Origin of the sequence: Sanguibacter antarcticus, assembly GCF_002564005.1 — a bacterium.
Lineage (GTDB): Bacteria > Actinomycetota > Actinomycetes > Actinomycetales > Cellulomonadaceae > Sanguibacter > Sanguibacter antarcticus.
In genome coordinates this window covers 2,237,102-2,255,171 of record NZ_PDJG01000001.1, presented here as the reverse complement: position 1 = coordinate 2,255,171, position 18,070 = coordinate 2,237,102, and the positions used below count along the sequence as shown (strand labels likewise).

The 18,070-nt window shown below is 69.2% G+C and carries 14 protein-coding genes; 4 read left to right on the top strand and 10 right to left on the bottom strand.

Annotated elements, in window-relative coordinates:
* Positions 1-31: 31 nt before the first annotated feature.
* Positions 32-697 carry a TetR/AcrR family transcriptional regulator gene (locus ATL42_RS10315; RefSeq protein ID WP_098455262.1) on the bottom strand — a complete coding sequence of 222 codons (666 nt, stop codon included), beginning with the start codon at positions 695-697 and terminating at the stop codon, positions 32-34.
* Between the two features lie 169 nt (positions 698-866).
* Between ATL42_RS10315 and ATL42_RS10310 the strand changes: the two genes are divergently transcribed.
* The gene (locus tag ATL42_RS10310; RefSeq protein WP_098455261.1) at positions 867-3,125 is read left to right on the top strand and encodes an MMPL family transporter; all 2,259 of its coding nucleotides are present in this window, start codon (positions 867-869) and stop codon (positions 3,123-3,125) included.
* Between the two features lie 85 nt (positions 3,126-3,210).
* On the opposite strand, the gene ATL42_RS10305 is transcribed toward ATL42_RS10310, so the two are convergent.
* The 4 genes from ATL42_RS10305 to ATL42_RS10290 all read right to left on the bottom strand — a co-directional run bounded on the left by ATL42_RS10305 (position 3,211) and on the right by ATL42_RS10290 (position 8,906).
* Positions 3,211-4,533, bottom strand: coding sequence for an alpha/beta fold hydrolase (locus ATL42_RS10305; protein ID WP_098455260.1), 1,323 nt, complete (start codon positions 4,531-4,533; stop codon positions 3,211-3,213).
* 141 nt (positions 4,534-4,674) lie between these two features.
* Positions 4,675-6,192, bottom strand: coding sequence for a glycerol kinase GlpK (gene glpK / locus ATL42_RS10300; RefSeq protein ID WP_098455259.1), 1,518 nt, complete (start codon positions 6,190-6,192; stop codon positions 4,675-4,677).
* A gap of 67 nt (positions 6,193-6,259) precedes the next feature.
* Positions 6,260-6,994 (bottom strand): MIP/aquaporin family protein, encoded by a 735-nt coding sequence (locus ATL42_RS10295; RefSeq protein WP_098455258.1) that lies wholly within the window; start codon positions 6,992-6,994, stop codon positions 6,260-6,262.
* A gap of 88 nt (positions 6,995-7,082) precedes the next feature.
* A complete protein-coding gene (locus ATL42_RS10290; protein WP_098455257.1) occupies positions 7,083-8,906 on the bottom strand; it encodes a glycerol-3-phosphate dehydrogenase/oxidase in 1,824 nt (607 codons plus the stop codon).
* Between the two features lie 152 nt (positions 8,907-9,058).
* Here ATL42_RS10290 and ATL42_RS10285 point away from each other — a divergent pair, with 152 nt between their 5' ends.
* Together ATL42_RS10285 and ATL42_RS10280 are read left to right on the top strand one after the other, a co-directional pair.
* Positions 9,059-10,003: a sugar-binding transcriptional regulator gene (locus ATL42_RS10285; protein WP_098455256.1), complete on the top strand. Its 945-nt coding sequence runs from the start codon at positions 9,059-9,061 to the stop codon at positions 10,001-10,003.
* A gap of 64 nt (positions 10,004-10,067) precedes the next feature.
* Positions 10,068-10,595: an amino-acid N-acetyltransferase gene (locus tag ATL42_RS10280; protein WP_098455255.1), complete on the top strand. Its 528-nt coding sequence runs from the start codon at positions 10,068-10,070 to the stop codon at positions 10,593-10,595.
* Between the two features lie 12 nt (positions 10,596-10,607).
* Here the strand turns inward: ATL42_RS10280 and ATL42_RS10275 are convergent, their stop codons facing one another.
* Both ATL42_RS10275 and ATL42_RS10270 read right to left on the bottom strand, forming a co-directional pair.
* Entirely contained in the window at positions 10,608-11,465 is an 858-nt protein-coding gene (locus tag ATL42_RS10275; RefSeq protein ID WP_245862425.1) for a DUF3626 domain-containing protein, read from the bottom strand.
* A gap of 125 nt (positions 11,466-11,590) precedes the next feature.
* The gene (locus ATL42_RS10270; protein ID WP_098455254.1) at positions 11,591-12,496 is read right to left on the bottom strand and encodes an HhH-GPD family protein; all 906 of its coding nucleotides are present in this window, start codon (positions 12,494-12,496) and stop codon (positions 11,591-11,593) included.
* A 228-nt stretch (positions 12,497-12,724) separates the two neighbouring features.
* Here ATL42_RS10270 and ATL42_RS10265 point away from each other — a divergent pair, with 228 nt between their 5' ends.
* Entirely contained in the window at positions 12,725-13,393 is a 669-nt protein-coding gene (locus ATL42_RS10265) for a hypothetical protein (RefSeq protein WP_143556738.1), read from the top strand.
* A gap of 200 nt (positions 13,394-13,593) precedes the next feature.
* Here ATL42_RS10265 and ATL42_RS10260 read toward each other — a convergent pair whose 3' ends face one another.
* The 3 genes from ATL42_RS10260 to ATL42_RS10245 all read right to left on the bottom strand — a co-directional run bounded on the left by ATL42_RS10260 (position 13,594) and on the right by ATL42_RS10245 (position 17,991).
* Positions 13,594-14,859, bottom strand: a complete 1,266-nt coding sequence (locus tag ATL42_RS10260) for a Fic family protein (protein WP_245862423.1) — start codon at positions 14,857-14,859, stop codon at positions 13,594-13,596.
* Between the two features lie 581 nt (positions 14,860-15,440).
* Positions 15,441-16,751, bottom strand: coding sequence for an ISL3 family transposase (locus ATL42_RS10250; protein ID WP_098453752.1), 1,311 nt, complete (start codon positions 16,749-16,751; stop codon positions 15,441-15,443).
* A gap of 199 nt (positions 16,752-16,950) precedes the next feature.
* Complete coding sequence (locus ATL42_RS10245; RefSeq protein WP_169925387.1) at positions 16,951-17,991, bottom strand: FtsX-like permease family protein; 1,041 nt, start codon at positions 17,989-17,991, stop codon at positions 16,951-16,953.
* Positions 17,992-18,070 lie beyond the last annotated feature (79 nt).

Genomic DNA, 18,070 nt, shown 5'->3' with positions numbered 1-18,070 from the left:
CGGGATGCGCGGTCGCGAGCTGCCGGGGTGGTCAGGTCCCGCACGGAGACCCGCACCGGGCGGTTCCGGTGCGCTCGGCGGAGAACGGGTCGTGCTGACGCGCAGGGACGAGCATCTGCCACACCCACGACGCGGCGCGCTCGGTCGACGGGCGAGGAGTCATCTCGAGCCAGGCCGTGAGGACCCCGATGAGCGAGCCGGTGATGGACGCCGCCGCGATGGCCACCGGGAGGTCCTCCTCCCCGGGAGAGAATCCGTGGCCCTCGAGCCCGGTCGTCACGATCGTCGTCATCCGCCGGCGGAGCCGGGCTGTCGTCAGAGGAGAACCGGTCTCGCCGAGCGCCCGCCGGTACAGGGCGGCGTTCTCGTCGAGGTGCTCCAGGTAGCGGACGAGGAGCGCGGGCGGCTGGTCCGACTCGTCGAGGGGCAGGAGCGCCGAGAGGTCAGCGCCGGCGAGGCGGGCCTGCTCGTCGAGCGCGTCGGCGAGGAGGGTCTCCTTGTCCGGGTAGTGCTGGTAGAAGGTGCTCCGGTTGATGGTGGCCCGGTCCGCGATGTCGGCGACCGCGATCGTGTCGAGGTCCCGCTCGCGCGCGAGCGACAGGAGCGCATCATGGAGGAGGCGACGGGTCCGCGCGATGCGCGGGTCTGTGCGCGCTTCCGGCTGAGCTGCTGGTGGGGGGTCGGTCCGCAGGTCCATCGCTCCATTGTGGCAGCGAAGCGACCATCCAGCGAGACTTTCCCAACACGTGTTGCGTAGGCGACGCGCGTTGCCTATCCTGGCACCGTGCGTGCAACGAGGCGCGGCACGCGCGGCACCCGCCGCCGACTCCGTCCACCGGCGACCCCGGCTGACCCGAAGGACCCCCATGGCCTCGTTCCTCTACCGCGTAGGACGCTTCTCGTTCACGCGTCGCTGGACCGTCCTCATCGTCTGGGTCGTGGCCATCGCCGCGATCGGCGGCGCAGCCGTCGCCTCCGGACTGAAGATGACCGAAGCGCTCAGCATCCCCGGCACCGAGTCCGCCACGGCGCAAGAGCTCCTCGAGAGCCGCTTCGGCGACGCCGCCACCGGCGTCGGAGCAGGAACCGGCTCAGGAGCCGAAGCCAGCACCGAGGGCCCAGCCAGCACCAGGGTCGTCGTCCAGGCACCAGACGGCGAGAGCTTCCTCGACCCCGCCACGTTCCAGACGACCGTGACCCCGATCGCCGCGCTCGCAGCCGAGACCGACGTCGACATGGTGTCCAACCCCGCCGAGACCCAGACCGTCTCACCCGACGGCTCGACCCTCTACGTCGACGTGACCTTCACCGTCCCGACCGACGACGTCCCGCAGGCGACCCTCGACGCGATCGAGGACGTCGAAGCCACGCTCGTCGAGTCCGGCCACACCGTCGCGCTCACCGGAGGCCCCTACACCGACCCGCTCCACCTCCTCTCCGGCACAGAGGCCATCGGCGTCCTCGTCGCGCTCGTCGTCCTCTTCGTGACGTTCGGGTCGCTCCTTGCCGCCGGCATGCCCATCCTCACAGCCCTCCTCGGCGTCGCGACCGGCGTCGGCGGCGTCCTCAGCCTCTCTGCCGTCGTCGAGATCTCCTCCGCGACACTCACCCTCGCGCTCATGCTCGGCCTCGCCGTCGGCATCGACTACGCGCTCTTCCTCCTCTCGCGCCACCGCCAGCAGCTCGCCGAAGGGGTCGACCCCGCAGAGTCCGCAGGCCGCGCCGTCGGGACAGCAGGCAGCGCCATCGTCTTCGCCGGCCTCACCGTCGTCATCGCGCTCTCCGCGCTCTTCGTCACCGGGGTGCCCTTCCTCGCCGTCATGGGGTTCGCCGCCGCAGCCACCGTCGCGGTCGCCGTCCTCATCGCCGTCACCCTCCTGCCCGCGCTCATGGGCTTCGCCGGCACCCGGCTCGTCCCGCGCGGCCGCGCCGCGCTGCGGGCCGAGCGCTCGCAGCGTGCCGAGAACCACTGGGGAACGTTCGTCACCACCCGGCCCGTCCTGACGCTCATCGGCGCCACCGTGGTGCTCGGGATCATCGCCGTCCCGGCGCTCTCGATGCGCCTCGGGCTGCCCGACGCAGGTCAGGAGCCCGCCGACTCGAGCTCGCGCCAGGCGTACGACATGCTCGCTGAGGGCTTCGGCGCCGGCATCAACGGCCCCCTCGTGGTGCTCGTCGACGCGGCCGCCACCCCGGGGGCCCTCCTCGACAGCGCCGCCCAGGTCGCACAGGCCGTCGGCGGCGTCGAGAACGTCGCCTACGTCGCACCGCCCACGCCCAACGGCATGGAGGACGCGAACACGGCGCTCATCGTCGTCATCCCCGCCACCGGGCCCAATGCCGAGGAGACCGCGGACGTCGTCCACGACATCCGGGCGCTGCGGTCCGACCTCGAGGAGGCCACCGGGACCGACATCTGGGTCACGGGCGCTGCCGCCGCGAACATCGACGTCACCGAGAAGCTCGGGGACGCGCTCCCGCTCTTCCTCGCGATCGTCGTCGGCCTCGCGATCGTCCTGCTGCTCGTCGCGTTCCGCTCGATCCTTGTCCCGGTGACCGCAGTCCTCGGCTTCCTGCTCACCGTCGCGGCAGCGTTCGGTGCGACGACCGCCGTGTACCAGTGGGGCTGGCTCGCTGACGTCTTCTTCGTCGCGACGCCCGCTCCGCTCCTGAGCTTCATGCCGGTGCTGCTCGTCGGTGTCCTCTTCGGCCTCGCCATGGACTACCAGGTGTTCCTCGTCTCGCGCATGCGCGAGGACCACGTCCACGGGGCCGACGCGCTCACCGCGGTCCGGTCCGGCTACGCGCACGGCGCCCGCGTCGTGCTCGCCGCTGCGCTCATCATGATCGCGGTCTTCGCGAGCTTCGTGTTCTCCGGGAACACGACCATCGGCCCCATCGCCTTCGCGATGGGCGTCGGGATCGCCTTCGACGCGCTCATCGTCCGGATGACCATGATCCCGGCGGCCATGGCGCTGCTCGGCAAGAGCGCGTGGTGGCTGCCGCGGTGGCTCGACACGATCATGCCGAACGTCGACATCGAAGGGTCGTCGCTCGAGCGCTCGGCGCACCTTCCGGTCGCCACGGCCGAGACCGCAGCAGAGACCGAGCCCGCCTCGAGCTGACCTCGGCCCAGCGCTGCTGACTACCGCAGCACACGACGCACCATCTGACGCGACGCATGACGGCGCACCGGTTCCCGGTGCGCCGTCATGCGTCGCGCAGCGGCCCGCCCATCGACCGGACGTGGTCGGTGAGGTGGCGCAGCGCACCACCGACGCGCAGCCCGTCGTGCTCGTGCTCGTTCGTCACCCAGGCGTACGTGCTGCCCACGTGGGCAGCCGTCTCGAGGGAGAGGTCTGCCGGGACGAACATGTCGTCGTGATAGACGGCGGCTGCCACAGGTACCTCGTTCGCTGCGAGCACGTCGAGGTCGTAGAGGTCGCTCCAGCTGTCTCGGCGGTGGAGCTCGTCCGTTGCCGCGCGGAACGGCCGCAGCGCGGAGATCTCCTCGAACATCCACGGGTACATCATCTCGCCCGTGAACAGCAGCGGGCGGGCCGCGGGGTCGAATTCCGGGTGCTCGGCACGCACGGCCTCTGCGGCCCAGCCTGTCGTCGCCTTCCCGGAGGCGTAGATCGACTCCTGGAGGACGGCGTACAGCGGCTTCGCCAGATACGACGTCTCCGCGGCGACGTGCGCGAGGAAGGTGTCGGACAGGTCCTCCGAGCCGGGGTCGAACGCCTCGTCGAGCATCCAGTGGACGCGTTCGAAGCCGTTCTTCATGCCGAAGTCGGCGCCGACCGTCTGGAGTCGGCGGACGGTGAGCAGGTCGCCGTCCGGGAGTCGCACGTCGCCCACCGAGATCCGGTCGGCGACGGCCGCGAGCCGCTCTGCATCGAGCGGGAACCGCTCGCGGAAGCGGGCATTCTTCGCGGCCGTGCGCGGGTACGTGCGCCGGTACAGCTCGTGCGCGTCCGGCCAGATGCTCGCCAGCCCGCCCGTGACGTAGCAGGCGGCGAGGCCCTGCGGCGCCTGGGACAGGTAGGTGAGCGTGATGAACCCGCCGTAGGACTGACCGAGGGACTCCCAGCGTCGCCCGCCGTAGACAGTGGTGCGCACGTGCTCCGCGTCGGCGACGATCGAGTCTGCGCGGAAGCACGCGAGGAAGTCCGCCTGCTCGACGGCTGAGCCGAGCGCAGCCATGTGCGCGCCGCGGACGGCAGACGACCGGCCGGTCCCGCGCTGGTCGAGCAGCACCACGCGGTGGGTCTCGAGCATCTGGCCGACCCAGCCGTCCGGCCCTGTCGGCCGCGGCCCCTTGCCACCGGGGCCACCCTGGAGGAAGACGAGCAGCGGCAGGTCCTCGTGCCGCCGGGCGGGGGCGACGAGCTCGCGGACGAACACCGTGAGGGTGCGGCTGTCCGTGCTGCTGGACCAGTCGAGGGGAACGATCACCTGACGGTCGGTCACGTGCATCCCAGGGACGGTGTAGCTCACGGTCGAGGACACGGTGGAGGAAGCGTTACTCATGCCTCCATCCTCCCAGTGCCTGGACGAGCGTCGGCCCGGGTGCGTGCCGACAGCAGCGGGCCCCTGCAGACCTGTTGGTCTGCAGGGGCCCTCGTCGTGCCGCGTGCTAGCTCGTGCTGGCTACCAGGTGGTGCTGTGTCCTCAGACGACGTCCTCGTCGACCCAGTCGAGCGTCTTCGTCACGGCCTTCTTCCACAGGCGGTACTGGCGGTCGCGCTCGTCGCTGTCGACGTTCGGCGTCCAGCGCTTGCCCTCGGCCCAGTTGTTCCGGACGTCCTCCTCGCCGTTCCAGAAGCCCACGGCGATGCCGGCTGCGTACGCTGCGCCGAGCGCGGTGGTCTCCGCGACCTGCGGGCGGATGACGGGCACCCCGAGCTGGTCGGCCTGGAACTGCATGAGCAGCTCGTTGGCGACCATGCCGCCGTCGACCTTGAGCTCGGTGAGGTCGACGCCGGAGTCGGCGTTCATCGCGTCGAGCACCTCGCGCGTCTGGAACGCTGTCGCCTCGAGGGCGGCACGCGCGATGTGGTTCTTGTTGACGTAGCGCGTGAGCCCGACGAGCGCACCGCGGGCGTCCGGTCGCCAGTACGGCGCGAACAGGCCGGAGAACGCAGGCACGAAGTACGCGCCGCCGTTGTCGTCGACCTTGCTCGCGTAGTACTCGACGTCCGGGGCGTCCTCGAACATGCCGAGGTTGTCGCGGAGCCACTGGATGAGCGATCCCGTGACGGCGATCGATCCTTCGAGAGCGTAGACCTGGGGTGCGTCACCGATCTTGTAGCAGACGGTCGTGAGCAGCCCGTTCTTCGACGCGATCGGCTCCGTGCCCGTGTTGAGGAGCATGAAGTTGCCGGTTCCGTACGTGTTCTTGGCGGTACCGACCTCGAAGCACGCCTGACCGAAGGTCGCGGCCTGCTGGTCGCCGAGGATGCCCGCGATCGGGACGCCTGGGAGCATGCCGCGGTCTCGGCCCGTGCCGTACACCTCGGACGAGGAACGGATCTCGGGGAGCATGGACAGCGGGATGGTCATGTCCGCCGCGATGTCTTCGTTCCACGTGAGGGTGTCGATGTTCATGAGCATGGTGCGCGACGCGTTGGTGACGTCCGTGACGTGGACGCCGCCGTCCGGACCGCCGGTCATGTTCCACAGCACCCACGTGTCGGTGTTGCCGAACATGAGGTCGCCGCGCTCGGCTGCGGCGCGGGCCCCGTCGACGTTGTCGAGGATCCACTTGACCTTCGGCCCGGAGAAGTACGTGGCGAGCGGCAGCCCGACGCGTGCCTTGTACTTCTCGGCGCCCTCGGAACCACCGAGCTCGTCGACGATCTTCTGGGTCCGGGTGTCCTGCCACACGATGGCGTTGTAGACCGGCTTGCCGGTGTTCTTGTCCCACACGACCGCGGTCTCGCGCTGGTTGGTGATACCGACGGCGGCGATGTCCTGGTGCGAGAGGTTCCCGCGGGTCAGCGCGAGCCCGACAGCCTCGCGGACGTTGCTCCAGATCTGGTCGGGGTTGTGCTCCACCCAGCCGGCGCGGGGGAAGATCTGGTCGTGCTCGAGCTGGCCGACAGAGTGGATGGTGCCTTCGTGGGTGAAGACGATCGCGCGGGAGCTCGTGGTTCCCTGGTCGATGGCGAGGACGTAGTTAGCAGTCATGGAGGGTCGTATCCTTCACGTCGTTGTGTTCTAGAGCAGGGGATGGGGCGTGAGGTGGAGCAGGGGGTCAGGCGAGAGCGGTCGCGGTGAGCCCGGCGAGGACACCACCGACGATGGGGGCGACGACGGGGACCCAAGAGTAGGACCAGTCGCTGCTTCCCTTGCCCTTGATGGGCAGGAGGGCGTGGGCGATGCGGGGGCCGAGGTCACGTGCTGGGTTGATCGCGTACCCCGTGGGTCCGCCGAGGCTCAGGCCGATCGCGACCACGAGGAGCGCGACGGCGAGCGGTCCGATCTCGGTGGGGGTGTTGCCGAACTGGAGGATGACGAAGACGAGGACGAACGTACCGATGACCTCGGTGACGAAGTTCCAGCCGATGGAGCGGATCGCTGGTCCGGTGGCGAAGACCGCAAGCTTGTCAGCGGCAGGAGCCTCCTCGTCGAAGTGCTTCTTGTAGGCCGCGAAGGCCAGCACGGCGCCGATGAAGGCTCCGAGCATCTCGCCGCCGAGGTAGACGAGGGTGTTGACGGCGTTGACCGCGATCCCGGGGACGAACTCGTCCTGACCGTTGGCGATGATGCCGAAGGTCACGGCCGGGTTGAGGTGCGCTCCCGAGCGCCACGCGGCGTAGACACCGGCGAAGACCGCAAGGCCCCAGCCGAACGAGATGACGATCCATCCGCTCGCAAAGCCTTTGTTCTTGGGGAGGACGACGTTGGCGACGACGCCGACGCCGAGGAGGAGGAGGATCGCGGTGCCGACGACTTCTGAGATGAAGACTTGGCCAATGGAGACGTCCATCGTGGTCCTTACTGTGGGGGTGGGGGGTGGACTGCGTTGTCATTCCCGCCCGGGGACGCCTTCGTCCCCGGGACACTCGTGGTGGTGCTCAGGTCCCTGCGGGACCTGCCGCGCCGCGGGACCCGGTCGGCGAGCCTGGCTTGAGGCCTCCGTCGACATGGCCGGAGAGCTCGGTGAGCGGTGCGACGTCGGTGGCCGACAGGCGTGCCTGCTCCGCCGACGCGTCGTCCGGAGCGAGCTCGGCCTGCTCCTCGGCTCGTGCCCGCTCGGTGTACGCGGCGACCTCGGCGAGCCGGGTCTGCTCGTCCCACCCGAGACCGTCTGCCGCGATGCGGGAGATCTCCTCGAGGGCTCCCAGCCCGCGGTCCGCGACCTCGTAGTTGAGCCGGGTGCGGTGCAGGAGGATGTCTTCGAGGTGAAGGACTCCCTCGTGGCTCACCGCGTACGCGATCTCGGCACGGAGGTAAGCGGGCGCGTGCTCGAGCGGCGTCGCCATGCCCGGGTCGGTCTCGCAGAGCTCGACGATGTCGGAGAGCAGCGAGCCGTACCGGTGCAGCAGGTGGTCGACGAGCGCCGGGGTCCAGCCGTACGTCGCGGCGTGCCGGCGGCCCCAGTTCTGCTGCACGTCGAGACCGACCGCACCGAGCAGAGGAACCTTCGCCGTGATCGACGGGCGGGCCTTGGCGCCCTCGCCGAGCGCGAAGTCGACGGCGTCCTCGGCCATGACGCGGTACGTCGTGAGCTTCCCACCGGCGATGACGGTGAGCCCGGGCGTGGGGGACGCGACGGTGTGCTCGCGGGAGACCTTGGCCGACGACGTGCCTTCCTTGGTCCCCGGCTGCAGGAGCGGCCGCAGACCGGCCCACGTGCCGATGATGTCGTCACGGGTGAGCGGGTCGGCGAGGACCGCGTTCGCGTGCTCGAGCACGTAGTCGATGTCGGCTGCGGTCGCGACCGGGTGCTGGAGCTCTTGGGTCCAGGGGGTGTCCGTCGTGCCGATGACCCAGTAGCGGGACCACGGGATGACGAACAGGACGCTCTTCTCGGTCTGGAGGATCAGGCCGGCTGTGCCGCGGATGCGCTCGCGGGGGACGACGATGTGCACGCCCTTGGACGCGAGGACGCGCAGCCCGCCTGTGCCGCCTGCGAGTGCTTCGGTCTCCTCGGTCCAGACGCCGGTGGCGTTGATGACGTTGCGGGCCTTGACCCGCAGCTCCTCGCCGGTCTCGAGGTCCTTGAGGACGGCGCCGTCGACGCGTCCGCTGGGGTCCTTGGTGAGCTCGACGGCCTGGGTGCGGCTTGCTGCGTGCGCTCCGTAGGACGCTGCGGTGCGCACGAGGGTGGAGACGAGGCGGGCATCGTCGACGGACGCGTCCCAGTAGCGGACGGCGCCGACGGCTGCGTCGTGCCGCAGGTCGGGGAACAGCCGGCTCATGCCCTTGCGTGTCACGTGCTTGTGGAACGGCAGCGCGCGCTTGCCGGGGGCGAGGCTGGCGAGTGTGTCGTAGAGCATGACGCCGGCACCGACGTACCCGCGCTCCCAGATCCGGTGCTCGAGCGGATAGAGGAAGGACACCGGCTTGACGAGGTGGGGTGCGAGCTTGGTGATGAGCAGGTCGCGTTCGGTGAGGGCCTCGTGGACGAGGTGGAAGTCGAGCATCTGGAGGTAGCGCAGCCCGCCGTGGACGAGCTTGCTCGACCGGCTCGAGGTGCCTGCGGCCCAGTCCTGTCCTTCGACGATGGCGGTCGTCAGCCCTCGGGTCACGGAATCGAGCGCGATGCCTGCACCGGTGACGCCGCCGCCGATGACGAGGACGTCGAACGGCTCGCCGTCGGCACTGGCACGCAGGGCGTCGAGCGACTGTGCTCGGGACTGCGGAGTGAGCCTGGAAGTTGTTCCGGAGTTGGACATGGGGACCTTTCGACTCGCGTGGTGTCAGGATCAAACGTCACACTGTCAGAACGTTCGCGCAACCCGGCTGCACAAACGTGCACACTGGTGCGTGCGGACCTGCGGCGACGCCAGGACCGCGGACGGTGCCTCCCCGACGAGACGAGCAGCAGATGGACACGCGCGAACAGGACGTCCTGCGGGCCGCCTCGATGTACTACCTCCAGGACATGAAGATGGAGACCATCGCGAAGCAGCTCGGGACGTCGCGCTCCACCGTCTCCCGGCTCGTCAAGGAGGCCCGCGAGACGGGCCTCGTCGAGATCAACCTCCGCCCGACCCACTCCCGGGCGCCGGGGCTGGGCCAGCGGATCCGCGAGATCTACGGGATCGAGGCCTACGTCGTGCCCGTCACGGACTCGGCGTCGCACGACGAGCGCCTCGACCAGGTGGCGCTGACCACGGCCCGGCTCATCGGCACGTGGTTCGAGTCTGAGATGGTCCTCGCCCTCGCGTGGGGCACGACTCTCGGGGCGATCACCCGGCACCTGCCACGCAAGCCGACCCGGGGGAGCGCGGTCGTCCAGCTCAACGGCGCAGCGAACATGCGCACGAGCGGGGTCGAGTATGCGAGCGACCTCATCGCCGGGTTCGGGCGTGCTTTCGATGCCCACATGCACTTTTTCCCAGTGCCCGCGTTCTTCGACTACGCCGAGACGAAGGACGCGATGTGGCGTGAACGCTCCGTCCAACGGGTCCTCGAGGTCCAACGACGAGCCGACATCGCCCTCTTCTCCGTCGGTGCGCTCTCCGGCGGTCTGCCCAGCCACGTGTACTCGGCCGGCTACCTCGAGCCGCAGGACGTCGCGACCCTCGACGCCGAAGGCGTTGTCGGCGACGTCTGCACCGTCTTTCTGCGCGCGGACGGCACCTACAGCGACATCGCGCTCAACGCGCGGGCCACGGGCCCCAGCCCTGCGCAGCTGCGGGCGATCCCGCGGCGCGTGTGCGCCGTCGCCGGCGACAACAAGGTGGTCCCGCTGCGGGCCGCGCTGCGGGCAGGAGCCGTCACGCACCTCGTCGTCGACGAGCAGACGGCGACGCGCCTGCTGGGGTAGAGGCTCCGACACGCACCGTGAGAAAATATGCGTCCGAGTGCATATGTTGCGTTAGGTTGAGTGCGTGACTCCCGCACCGGTCCTCCCGTACACGCTGCGCCCCGCACTGCCCCGAGACGTCCGCAGCATCCGTGGCCTCGTCGAGCCCTATGCCGCACGCCGCATCCTCATCGCCAAAGAGGCCGTCGCCTACTACGAGACCGTGCAGGAGTTCGTCGTCGCCGACGCAGGGAGCCGGGAGGCCCCGGACCTCGTCGGCTGCGGGGCGCTGCACATCATGTGGGAGGACCTCGCCGAGATCCGCACGCTCGCCGTCGACGACGGGCGCCTCGGGACCGGCATCGGCCACGAGATCGTCAGCCGGCTCGTCGAGCGAGCTCGCGACCTCGGTCTCCGACGAGTGTTCTGCCTGACGTTCGAGGTCGACTTCTTCCACCGTCACGGCTTCCGCGTCATCGAGGGCACCCCCGTCGACCCGACCGTCTACGCCGAGCTCCTCCGCTCCCACGACGACGGGATCGCAGAATTCCTCGACCTCGCACGCGTCAAGCCCAACACCCTCGGCAACACACGCATGCTGCTCGACCTCTGACGCGCCAGGCCGTCACGCAGGACGACCGAACCTCGCCGTGCAGTGCCATAGCCTCTCGAGGATCAGCGGGTCGTGACCGTCGGCACGCACCGCGTCGCCGATGATCCGGGCGTCGAGCACGTCGCCCTGCGCGACCGCCCGGCCCAGCGCGACCACCTCCGCTCCGCGGTAGGTCTCGTGCTCCGCGAGCTCGTCGACCGACAAGACGAACCCGTGGTGCCACTCCACCGGGAAGGGCAGCGAGCCCGCCGCGTCCTCGACCGCGGTGCCGCGGAAGCTCGGGTCGAGCACGAGAGCAGCGATGTCCCGGTTGAGACGCAGGGCTCCGTGGACGTGCGCCTCGACGTAGTCGTCGAGCACGTCCAGGTCGGCAGCGTCCGCGAGGACCGAGGGCAGCATGTGCTCGACGGTGCCGAGGGTCGTCGGGTCCGTCGAGCCGCCCGAGGAGCAGAAGGTGGTCCGCGCCAGCACATGGGGCGCGAGCCGCAGGTGCGACGACCCGAACCGGACCGACCCGCCCGCAGGCCGGCGTCGATGGTTGAGCGAGCCGTACTTCGGTCGCTGCGCACCGGGGGAGTCGTCGTACGCGCCCCCGAACGCGTCGTGCTCCCACTGCCACCGGTCAGCTCCTGCGTGGACGGCAGGATCGCCGCTGACCGTGCCCGTCTCGAGCAGCGGTCGTCCGACGCCGTCGCGTGCGAGGGCGTGGACGAGGAACGCCTCGCCTGCAGCCCGGTCCGGGTGCAGGTGCACGGTCACGTCGAGGCCCGGCTCGAGGGGCGGCCCGCAGGCCTGCCCGCGCACGTGAAGCATCGCGCGACGCCACGGGCTCTGCGGTGCGGGAGGAAGATCCGTCTCGGTCGTCGGCACGACGACCACTCTGCCATCGCGCAGGACTCCGCTGCCACGTGTGCTCTGTGCAGCCGTAGCACCCGTACTGACCTGTGCACCCGCACTGACCCGAGGGTTCGCATCGTCCTTGCGGCTCGTGCTGGTCAGCCTGGCAGGTGGAGCTCGTCACCCGTCTGCTCGACGAGCCCGTCCTCGATCAACCCGGCGACGCAGCGGTCGAGCTGTGCTGCGTCGGGCCACACGAGAGCGACCTGCGAGCGGGCCACCCGGCCGTGCGCCTCCTGCCCGTTCCCCGCCTGCCCGCTGCCCACCTGGCCGTGCGCCTCCCGCAGGACGGCCATGACCTTGCCGCGGACCTGCCGGTCCGTCCCTGCCCAGGCCTGCGTCTTGCGTCGCGCACCGTGCTCGTCCGGCGGGTAGCCCGCCGCGCGCCACGCACAAGCCCAGCTCACGGGGCACGCGTCGCACCGCGGCGCGCGCGCCGTGCACACCACGGCGCCGAGCTCCATGGACGACGCCGCCCACGTCGCCGCGTCAGCGTCGTCGGACGGGACGACCGACGCGGCCCGTGCCATCTCGGCCGAGGTGAGCGACGGCGCAGGCAGCGCGTCGCCGCCGAGCGTCCGCGCGAGCACGCGGCGCACGTTGGTGTCGACGACCACCGACCGACGACCGAAGGCGAACGCCACGACTGCGGCCGCCGTGTACGTCCCGACCCCCGGGAGCGCGAGCAGCGACGGCTCGTCCTCGGGCACCGTGCCGTCGTGCCGCTCCATGATCGCCCGGGCGCACTCCTGGAGCCGCAGGGCGCGACGCGGGTAGCCGAGCGTTCCCCACGCGCGCAGCACGTCGGCGGTCGGTGCGGACGCAACGTCGGACGGGGTGGGCCACCTCTCCATCCACGCGGTCCACAGGGGTGCGACCCGGGCGACGGGGGTCTGCTGCGCCATCACCTCGCTGACGAGGACGCCCCACGGCGACCGGTCGGGTGCACGCCACGGCAGGTCTCGCGCCGTCTGAGCGAACCAGTCGGCGAGGACCTCCTGCATCGTGACTGGTGGGAGCGTCGAGGCCGATGCGGGCCCTGTCGCAGCCGGAGCAGGTCGGCCGGAGACTGCTGGGGGCACGGGCGGTGTGGTGAGGGCGCGAGCTGGAGGCACCGGACCATTGTCGCCTCGACACGCACCAGTCGGCGAGCGTCCGGGCGCGCACCACGGCGACGATCTCCGGCGTGCCGTCGGGGTGCAGACCCGGTCTGGTAGACGAAGATGGGCGGCATGGAACGTGAGAGCACCGGTCGCCCACGCCCACGCCCACGCCGGCCAGCACAGCAAGGCGGCCGACGGCCTGCTCCGCGGCCAGCACGGCCAGCACGGCCGTCGAGGCCGAGCGGTCGTGCGCTCTTCCTGCGCTGGTTGATCGTGCTCGTGCTGCTCGCGGGTGTGATCGTCGCGCTCGTCGTGGGTGTCCGCGCGCTCGGCGGGTGGGTCGGCGGGATGGTCGAGTCGGACGACACCGTCGAGGTGGACCCGACCCCGGAAGCGACCGGAACCTACGTCCCTGTGGACTGCACCTCGGCTGACGTCCAGCTGACCCTGACACCTGACGCGACGAGCTATGCGCTCGGTGGGACGGCGTCGTTCGAGGTGAGCATCACGCACACGGGCGAGAACCCGTGCACGATCGACGCGGGGCTCGCGACGCGCGAGATCGTCATCACGTCAGGGTCCGACCGGATCTGGTCGAGCGCCGACTGTGACACGGCGGGCTCCCGGATGCTCTTGCTCGCACCGGGGAACCAGGACGTCGAGACGGTGACCTGGGGGACCGGTCGCTCTGCTCCCGGGTGCACGGCAGACCTCCCGGCGCCGGGTGCCGGCACCTATCAGGCCGTGGTGAGCGCGCCGGGACTGGAGTCGACGACGGTCGTGCTCAGGCTCGGCTAGGTGGTGTGGGGCATGATGTTGGTGACACGGCGGCGATCGTCCGTGGACGACCCTGACGGCCCATAGGTCTCGAACACGATCCATGGTGCACAACACGCCGACCTCGACCTTGAGCAGCGCGGGTGTGTCGTGAACGGGCGTTCACGGAGAGGGTCGAACAGGCCCTCCGTCACACCCGGGACGAGACAGTGTGACGTCGGTCAGTGAACGCGCTGGCGGGACCGGGTCGCGAACCCTTCCATCGCGTCGAGGACCTCACCTGCCTGCCACACACGGTCACGTTGCCCGTGGCCGATCTGTTCGAGCACCCCGTCGTCGACGAGCCTGTCGATTGCGAGCTGGGCGTTGACCGTCGAGATGCCCAGCTCGGCCGCGGTGAGCTTCGTGTCGACCACGGGCCTGGTGGTGAGCAGGTCGGCCAGGCCCCAGGCGGAAGCGCCACGTCGCGCGTGGATCTGCTCGCCCCAGGAGGCTCGGGCACTGGTCACGTCGGCGATGAGCTGACGAGAGTTCGCGAGGGCCGGGAACACAGCCTCTGCGACCTCGGTGACTATCGGTTCGATGTCCCCGGAACGGTAGATGGTCAGTGCGGCGAAGTATCGGGCCGTGTCTGAGAGGAGGCCGGCCGACACCGGGACGATGGAGGTCCGTGTCAGACCACCGTTGCGCAGCTGGGCATGCAGCAGTGCGCGGCCGGTTCTGCCATTCCCGTCGGGGAACGGGTGAATGGACTCGAACTGGGCGTGGGTCAGCGCCGCCTGGGCGAGCACGGCGATGTCGTCCCGGCCGGCGAACGCGACGAGGTCGTCGATCGCTGCGGGGACTCGTGGGTGGGTGGGCGCGACGTACGCGGCGTTGTGCGGGGACCTGCTGCTCCCGCCGATCCATACCTGCTGGGTACGCCACCGGCCGGCATCCTTCGGCAGGTGGCGGGCCATGAGGGCCTGGTGCATGGCGAGGATCGCGTCGGGGTCGAGACGCTCGGCGTGCGCCAGGGCGCTCGTCATGGCGGTGACGTTCGCGACGATCTGGTCGGCGTTGGCTCGGCCGTTGCGGCCGAGCTCTGCCAGGGCGATGGCCTTCGCGGACGATGTGAGGTCTTCGATCTGGGATGACGAAGATGCTTCGGTACGCAGGAGGAGCGCCGCGAAGGAGGTCGTGGCTCCGAGGGCCTCGCCGTCGAACCTGGCGATCTCCGCTGTTGCCTCGGCGACGAGTGCGGAGGCCGCGGACGACAGGTAGACGTGGGCGTCGGCGATCGTGGGTGCGATCGCGGCTTCGTAGGGGCCGCGGTGCTGGGCTCGCCCGGTTCGGGGGCCGTAGGCCTCGGTCGAGGGGTCCCAGGGGACAGCTTCGCTGCTGAATGTCGGCCATCCTGGGCGTCTCAGGTTCAACGGTGGTTCGTGGTGCGCACCGGCTGCCCGCCGCCTGCCGGTGGGTGTTCGTGCCTGGTCATCCGTCGTCACGACATGACTGTAGCAATGAATGAACCCATAACCGTTTCTAACGACAGATGATGGCGACGGAAGCTGGACCGTCCAGCGCGCTCACGGCAGGGCACGGACCCTGACGTGCTGAGGTCCACACCGGCAACAGCTTCGCCCCCGGTCATGACCTCGATCGTCACCGAGCATGCGCGGGGCCATCCCGATGACCACGCGTCGCCGTGCACCACGTCGTTCTCCCGTTGCTCGGACCTGTGGGTTGCCGAGCGGGGAACCGACTGCTGCGTCTCCTCGAGCGCTCGTACGGACGCTCGCGAACAGAGGGCTGCTGTCGCCTCGATCAGGGGTATCTCTCGGTGAGCATGATGCCGATGGCCGTGAGGTGGTCTCGCACACTTTGGGGGCTGGTGATCTCGAGCCACTCGACGAGTCCGGCGAGGTGGCCGGCAAGCTGTTCTGGGTCATGACGTTGGTGACACGTACGTGGAGGGGGCAAGCCTCATCGGCCTGATCCCACGCGTCGAGCACGAGACCAGCGCTACTGTCACAACCCTGCGGCGGCTGCCGTCGGAGCGTCTGTTTTGGGCCCCCACTAAACCGGCTCATCGCAATCCAGAGTGTAGGAGCGGTCTGAAGCCGCCGGCTTCGAGCAGCGATCTGGCGATGTAGTTCGTCAGGTTCCGGAAGCCGAGGGCCGAGCCGCGCAGGTGCTCGAGACGGCCGTTGATGGCTTCGGTAGGTCCGTTGCTGGTGCCGGGGCGGTCGAAGTAGGCCAGGACGTCGATGGCTCGTTTCTTGAGTGTTCGACCGAGGGTGATGATCTCGGTCAGGGCGGCCGGAACGCCGGAGGTGACCGAGGTGATCAGGGTTTCCATCAGGGCTTTGCCTCTGGCGCGGTCGGGTTCGCGGTAGGCGGTGACCATCGCCTGGTAGATGCCCCAGGTCGCCTCAACCTGAACATGCTCGTCACTGGCGAACAGTGCCGCGATCCGGGCAGTCTGCTTCTGGGTGAGGAGACTGGCGCCGGTGTGCAAGGTCCGGCGGGCGCGGTAGAGCGGGTCGTCTCGGCGGCCGCGGTGGCCGTGCAGGTCGTGCTGAACGCGGCGCCGGCAACGGTCCAAGGCGTCCCCGGCGAGACGGACGACGTGGAACGGATCCATCACCGCGACCGCCTGGGGGAGCTCTTCGGCGGCGGCGGTCTTGAAGCCGGTGAACCCATCCATCGCGACCACTTCGACCCCGTCGCGCCAGTCCTGGGGGCGGCCAGAGAGCCAGGTCTTGAAGACCTGCTTGGAGCGGCCGGCGACCATGTCCAGGAGCCGGGAGGGGCCGGTCCCGCCCCGGATCGGGGTGAGATCAATGATGACGGTCACGTATTTGTCGCCGTGGCGGGTGTGGCGCCAGACGTGCTCATCAACCCCGATCGTCGTCACCGTCTCAAAACGGCGGGGGTCGGCGATCAAGCGACGGCGACCTTCTGCCAAGACGGCCGCGTTGGCGGTGTTCCAAGCGACCGCGAGGCCTTCGGCGATCCGGGCCACCGTGAGGTGCTGGAGGACCAGGCCTTCCAGCGCCCAGCGCAGGCCGCGGCGGGAGATCTTCGAACGCGGCTCGGCCGCGGCGTTGGTGTCTTGGCGCCACACATGAGAGCAGCCCGTGCACTGGTAGCGGCGCACCGTGAGCACGAGCGTGGTCGGCCGCCAACCCAGAGGTTCGTGCGCGAGTTCACGAGTGACACTGTCTCGAAAGATCCCCTCGCACCCGCACCGCCGGCACCAGTTGTCCGGCTCGGTGATCCGGCACGCCAAGACAGCCCGATCAGGCTCCAGGCGCTGCCCGATCGCCTCCAGGCCCAGCTCGTCAAGACGGCAGAATGTGGTCAGATCGGGGCGCGTGAAGGTAGCGTCAGACACGTCGAGGTCTTTCAGGTGGGCGGCGTAGGAACCTCCATCATCGGAAGACCTCGACCCTCATCCCGCAACGACGCGCCCACCCTGCTACACCCTCGTTTGCGATGAGCCACTAAACCCGGTACGAGACAGTCTCATCTGAGCGATGCGGTGACGCTGCTCTACGCGACGGACGTCCGGCAGGTGGTGAAGCAGCCAGATGTTAAGGCACACGCAGGATGCGGACTGGGTCGGTAAATGCTGCCAGGACGGCAGGTGGTATCGAGCCGATTCCAGAGACGAGAATCGCTAGCAGGCAGACACTTGCGGTGAAGGGAGCTCCGGGGGTTGCGCCGATCAGTACATGCACTATGAGCAGCCCCACGCCGGTGCCGGTAAGGGCCCCGATCGTTGAGGTCGCCAACCCTTGCAAGAGGATGAGGGCCACGGTTTGGGATCTGGTTGCGCCGAGCGCTCGGCGCCGGCCGATGTCCCGCCGTCGGGAGGACACACTCACATAAGTGATGACCATCGTCAAGATGAAACCGACCACGAGTACGAGGACGAGCATGGACCGAGCGTCGGCGTCGAGTTGAGCGCCGAGAGCTTCTCTAAGGGCGATAGCGCCGGCGGCAGCTTCAACCGAGATGCTAGCGACGTCTTGAGTCGGAACCATTGCAATTAGGGAGCTGATGACCTCATCGACTGAGGCTGCTTCCGTCGCGCTGACGTATACGTACCTGATGCCCAGGCCTGCTCTTTCTGTGTCGGACGTCTTGATCAGGCCGAGCTCGTCGAACTGGCTGATTGCGGTAGGGGCCGCGAACGAGCCGACAACGGCGTAGTTCGTGTCATCTGCACGTATCGTTCCCGACGGGGATTCCATCCGTGCGTTCTCGAACGCTGTGGTTCCAAGCCACATCTCACCCGCCGCTATAGGCATCCTGCCTGCTGAGAGGGTCACCTCGTCGGGGAGGGTGCCGATGTACTTTCGAACGGGAATTGGCGTTGCGCCTGCGCCGAGAGCTGAGTTGTGTGCGTCGGTCACGTCGGAGAGCCCGAACGACCATTCGACGGTAGACAGGTTCCCTGCTGAGTCGACGAAGTCTGGGCCGAGAATGCCCTCGGTGGAGTTGTCGCTCACCACGATGAGGGTGGTCCCGAGGGTGTCGATGGTGTTCAGGACAGCTTGCCGGGATGCTGCGGACTGGCCGGTGGTGAGTATGACGGTGAGTGTCACGATTGCGCTGACGATGACTGACATTGCTGTTGTCGACCGTTGGAATCGGGCTGCAGCGAGAGCCTCACGAGCGGCGACGGTCAACGGTCTCGCAGGCCGCTTC

Coding starts and splice junctions, on each gene's coding strand:
- ATL42_RS10315 (WP_098455262.1), bottom strand. CDS start 697: ATGGACCTGCGGACCGACCCCCCACCAGCAGCTCAGCCGGAAGCGCGC.
- ATL42_RS10310 (WP_098455261.1), top strand. CDS start 867: ATGGCCTCGTTCCTCTACCGCGTAGGACGCTTCTCGTTCACGCGTCGC.
- ATL42_RS10305 (WP_098455260.1), bottom strand. CDS start 4,533: ATGAGTAACGCTTCCTCCACCGTGTCCTCGACCGTGAGCTACACCGTC.
- glpK (WP_098455259.1), bottom strand. CDS start 6,192: ATGACTGCTAACTACGTCCTCGCCATCGACCAGGGAACCACGAGCTCC.
- ATL42_RS10295 (WP_098455258.1), bottom strand. CDS start 6,994: ATGGACGTCTCCATTGGCCAAGTCTTCATCTCAGAAGTCGTCGGCACC.
- ATL42_RS10290 (WP_098455257.1), bottom strand. CDS start 8,906: ATGTCCAACTCCGGAACAACTTCCAGGCTCACTCCGCAGTCCCGAGCA.
- ATL42_RS10285 (WP_098455256.1), top strand. CDS start 9,059: ATGGACACGCGCGAACAGGACGTCCTGCGGGCCGCCTCGATGTACTAC.
- ATL42_RS10270 (WP_098455254.1), bottom strand. CDS start 12,496: ATGCAGGAGGTCCTCGCCGACTGGTTCGCTCAGACGGCGCGAGACCTG.
- ATL42_RS10265 (WP_143556738.1), top strand. CDS start 12,725: ATGGAACGTGAGAGCACCGGTCGCCCACGCCCACGCCCACGCCGGCCA.
- ATL42_RS10245 (WP_169925387.1), bottom strand. CDS start 17,991: ATGTCAGTCATCGTCAGCGCAATCGTGACACTCACCGTCATACTCACC.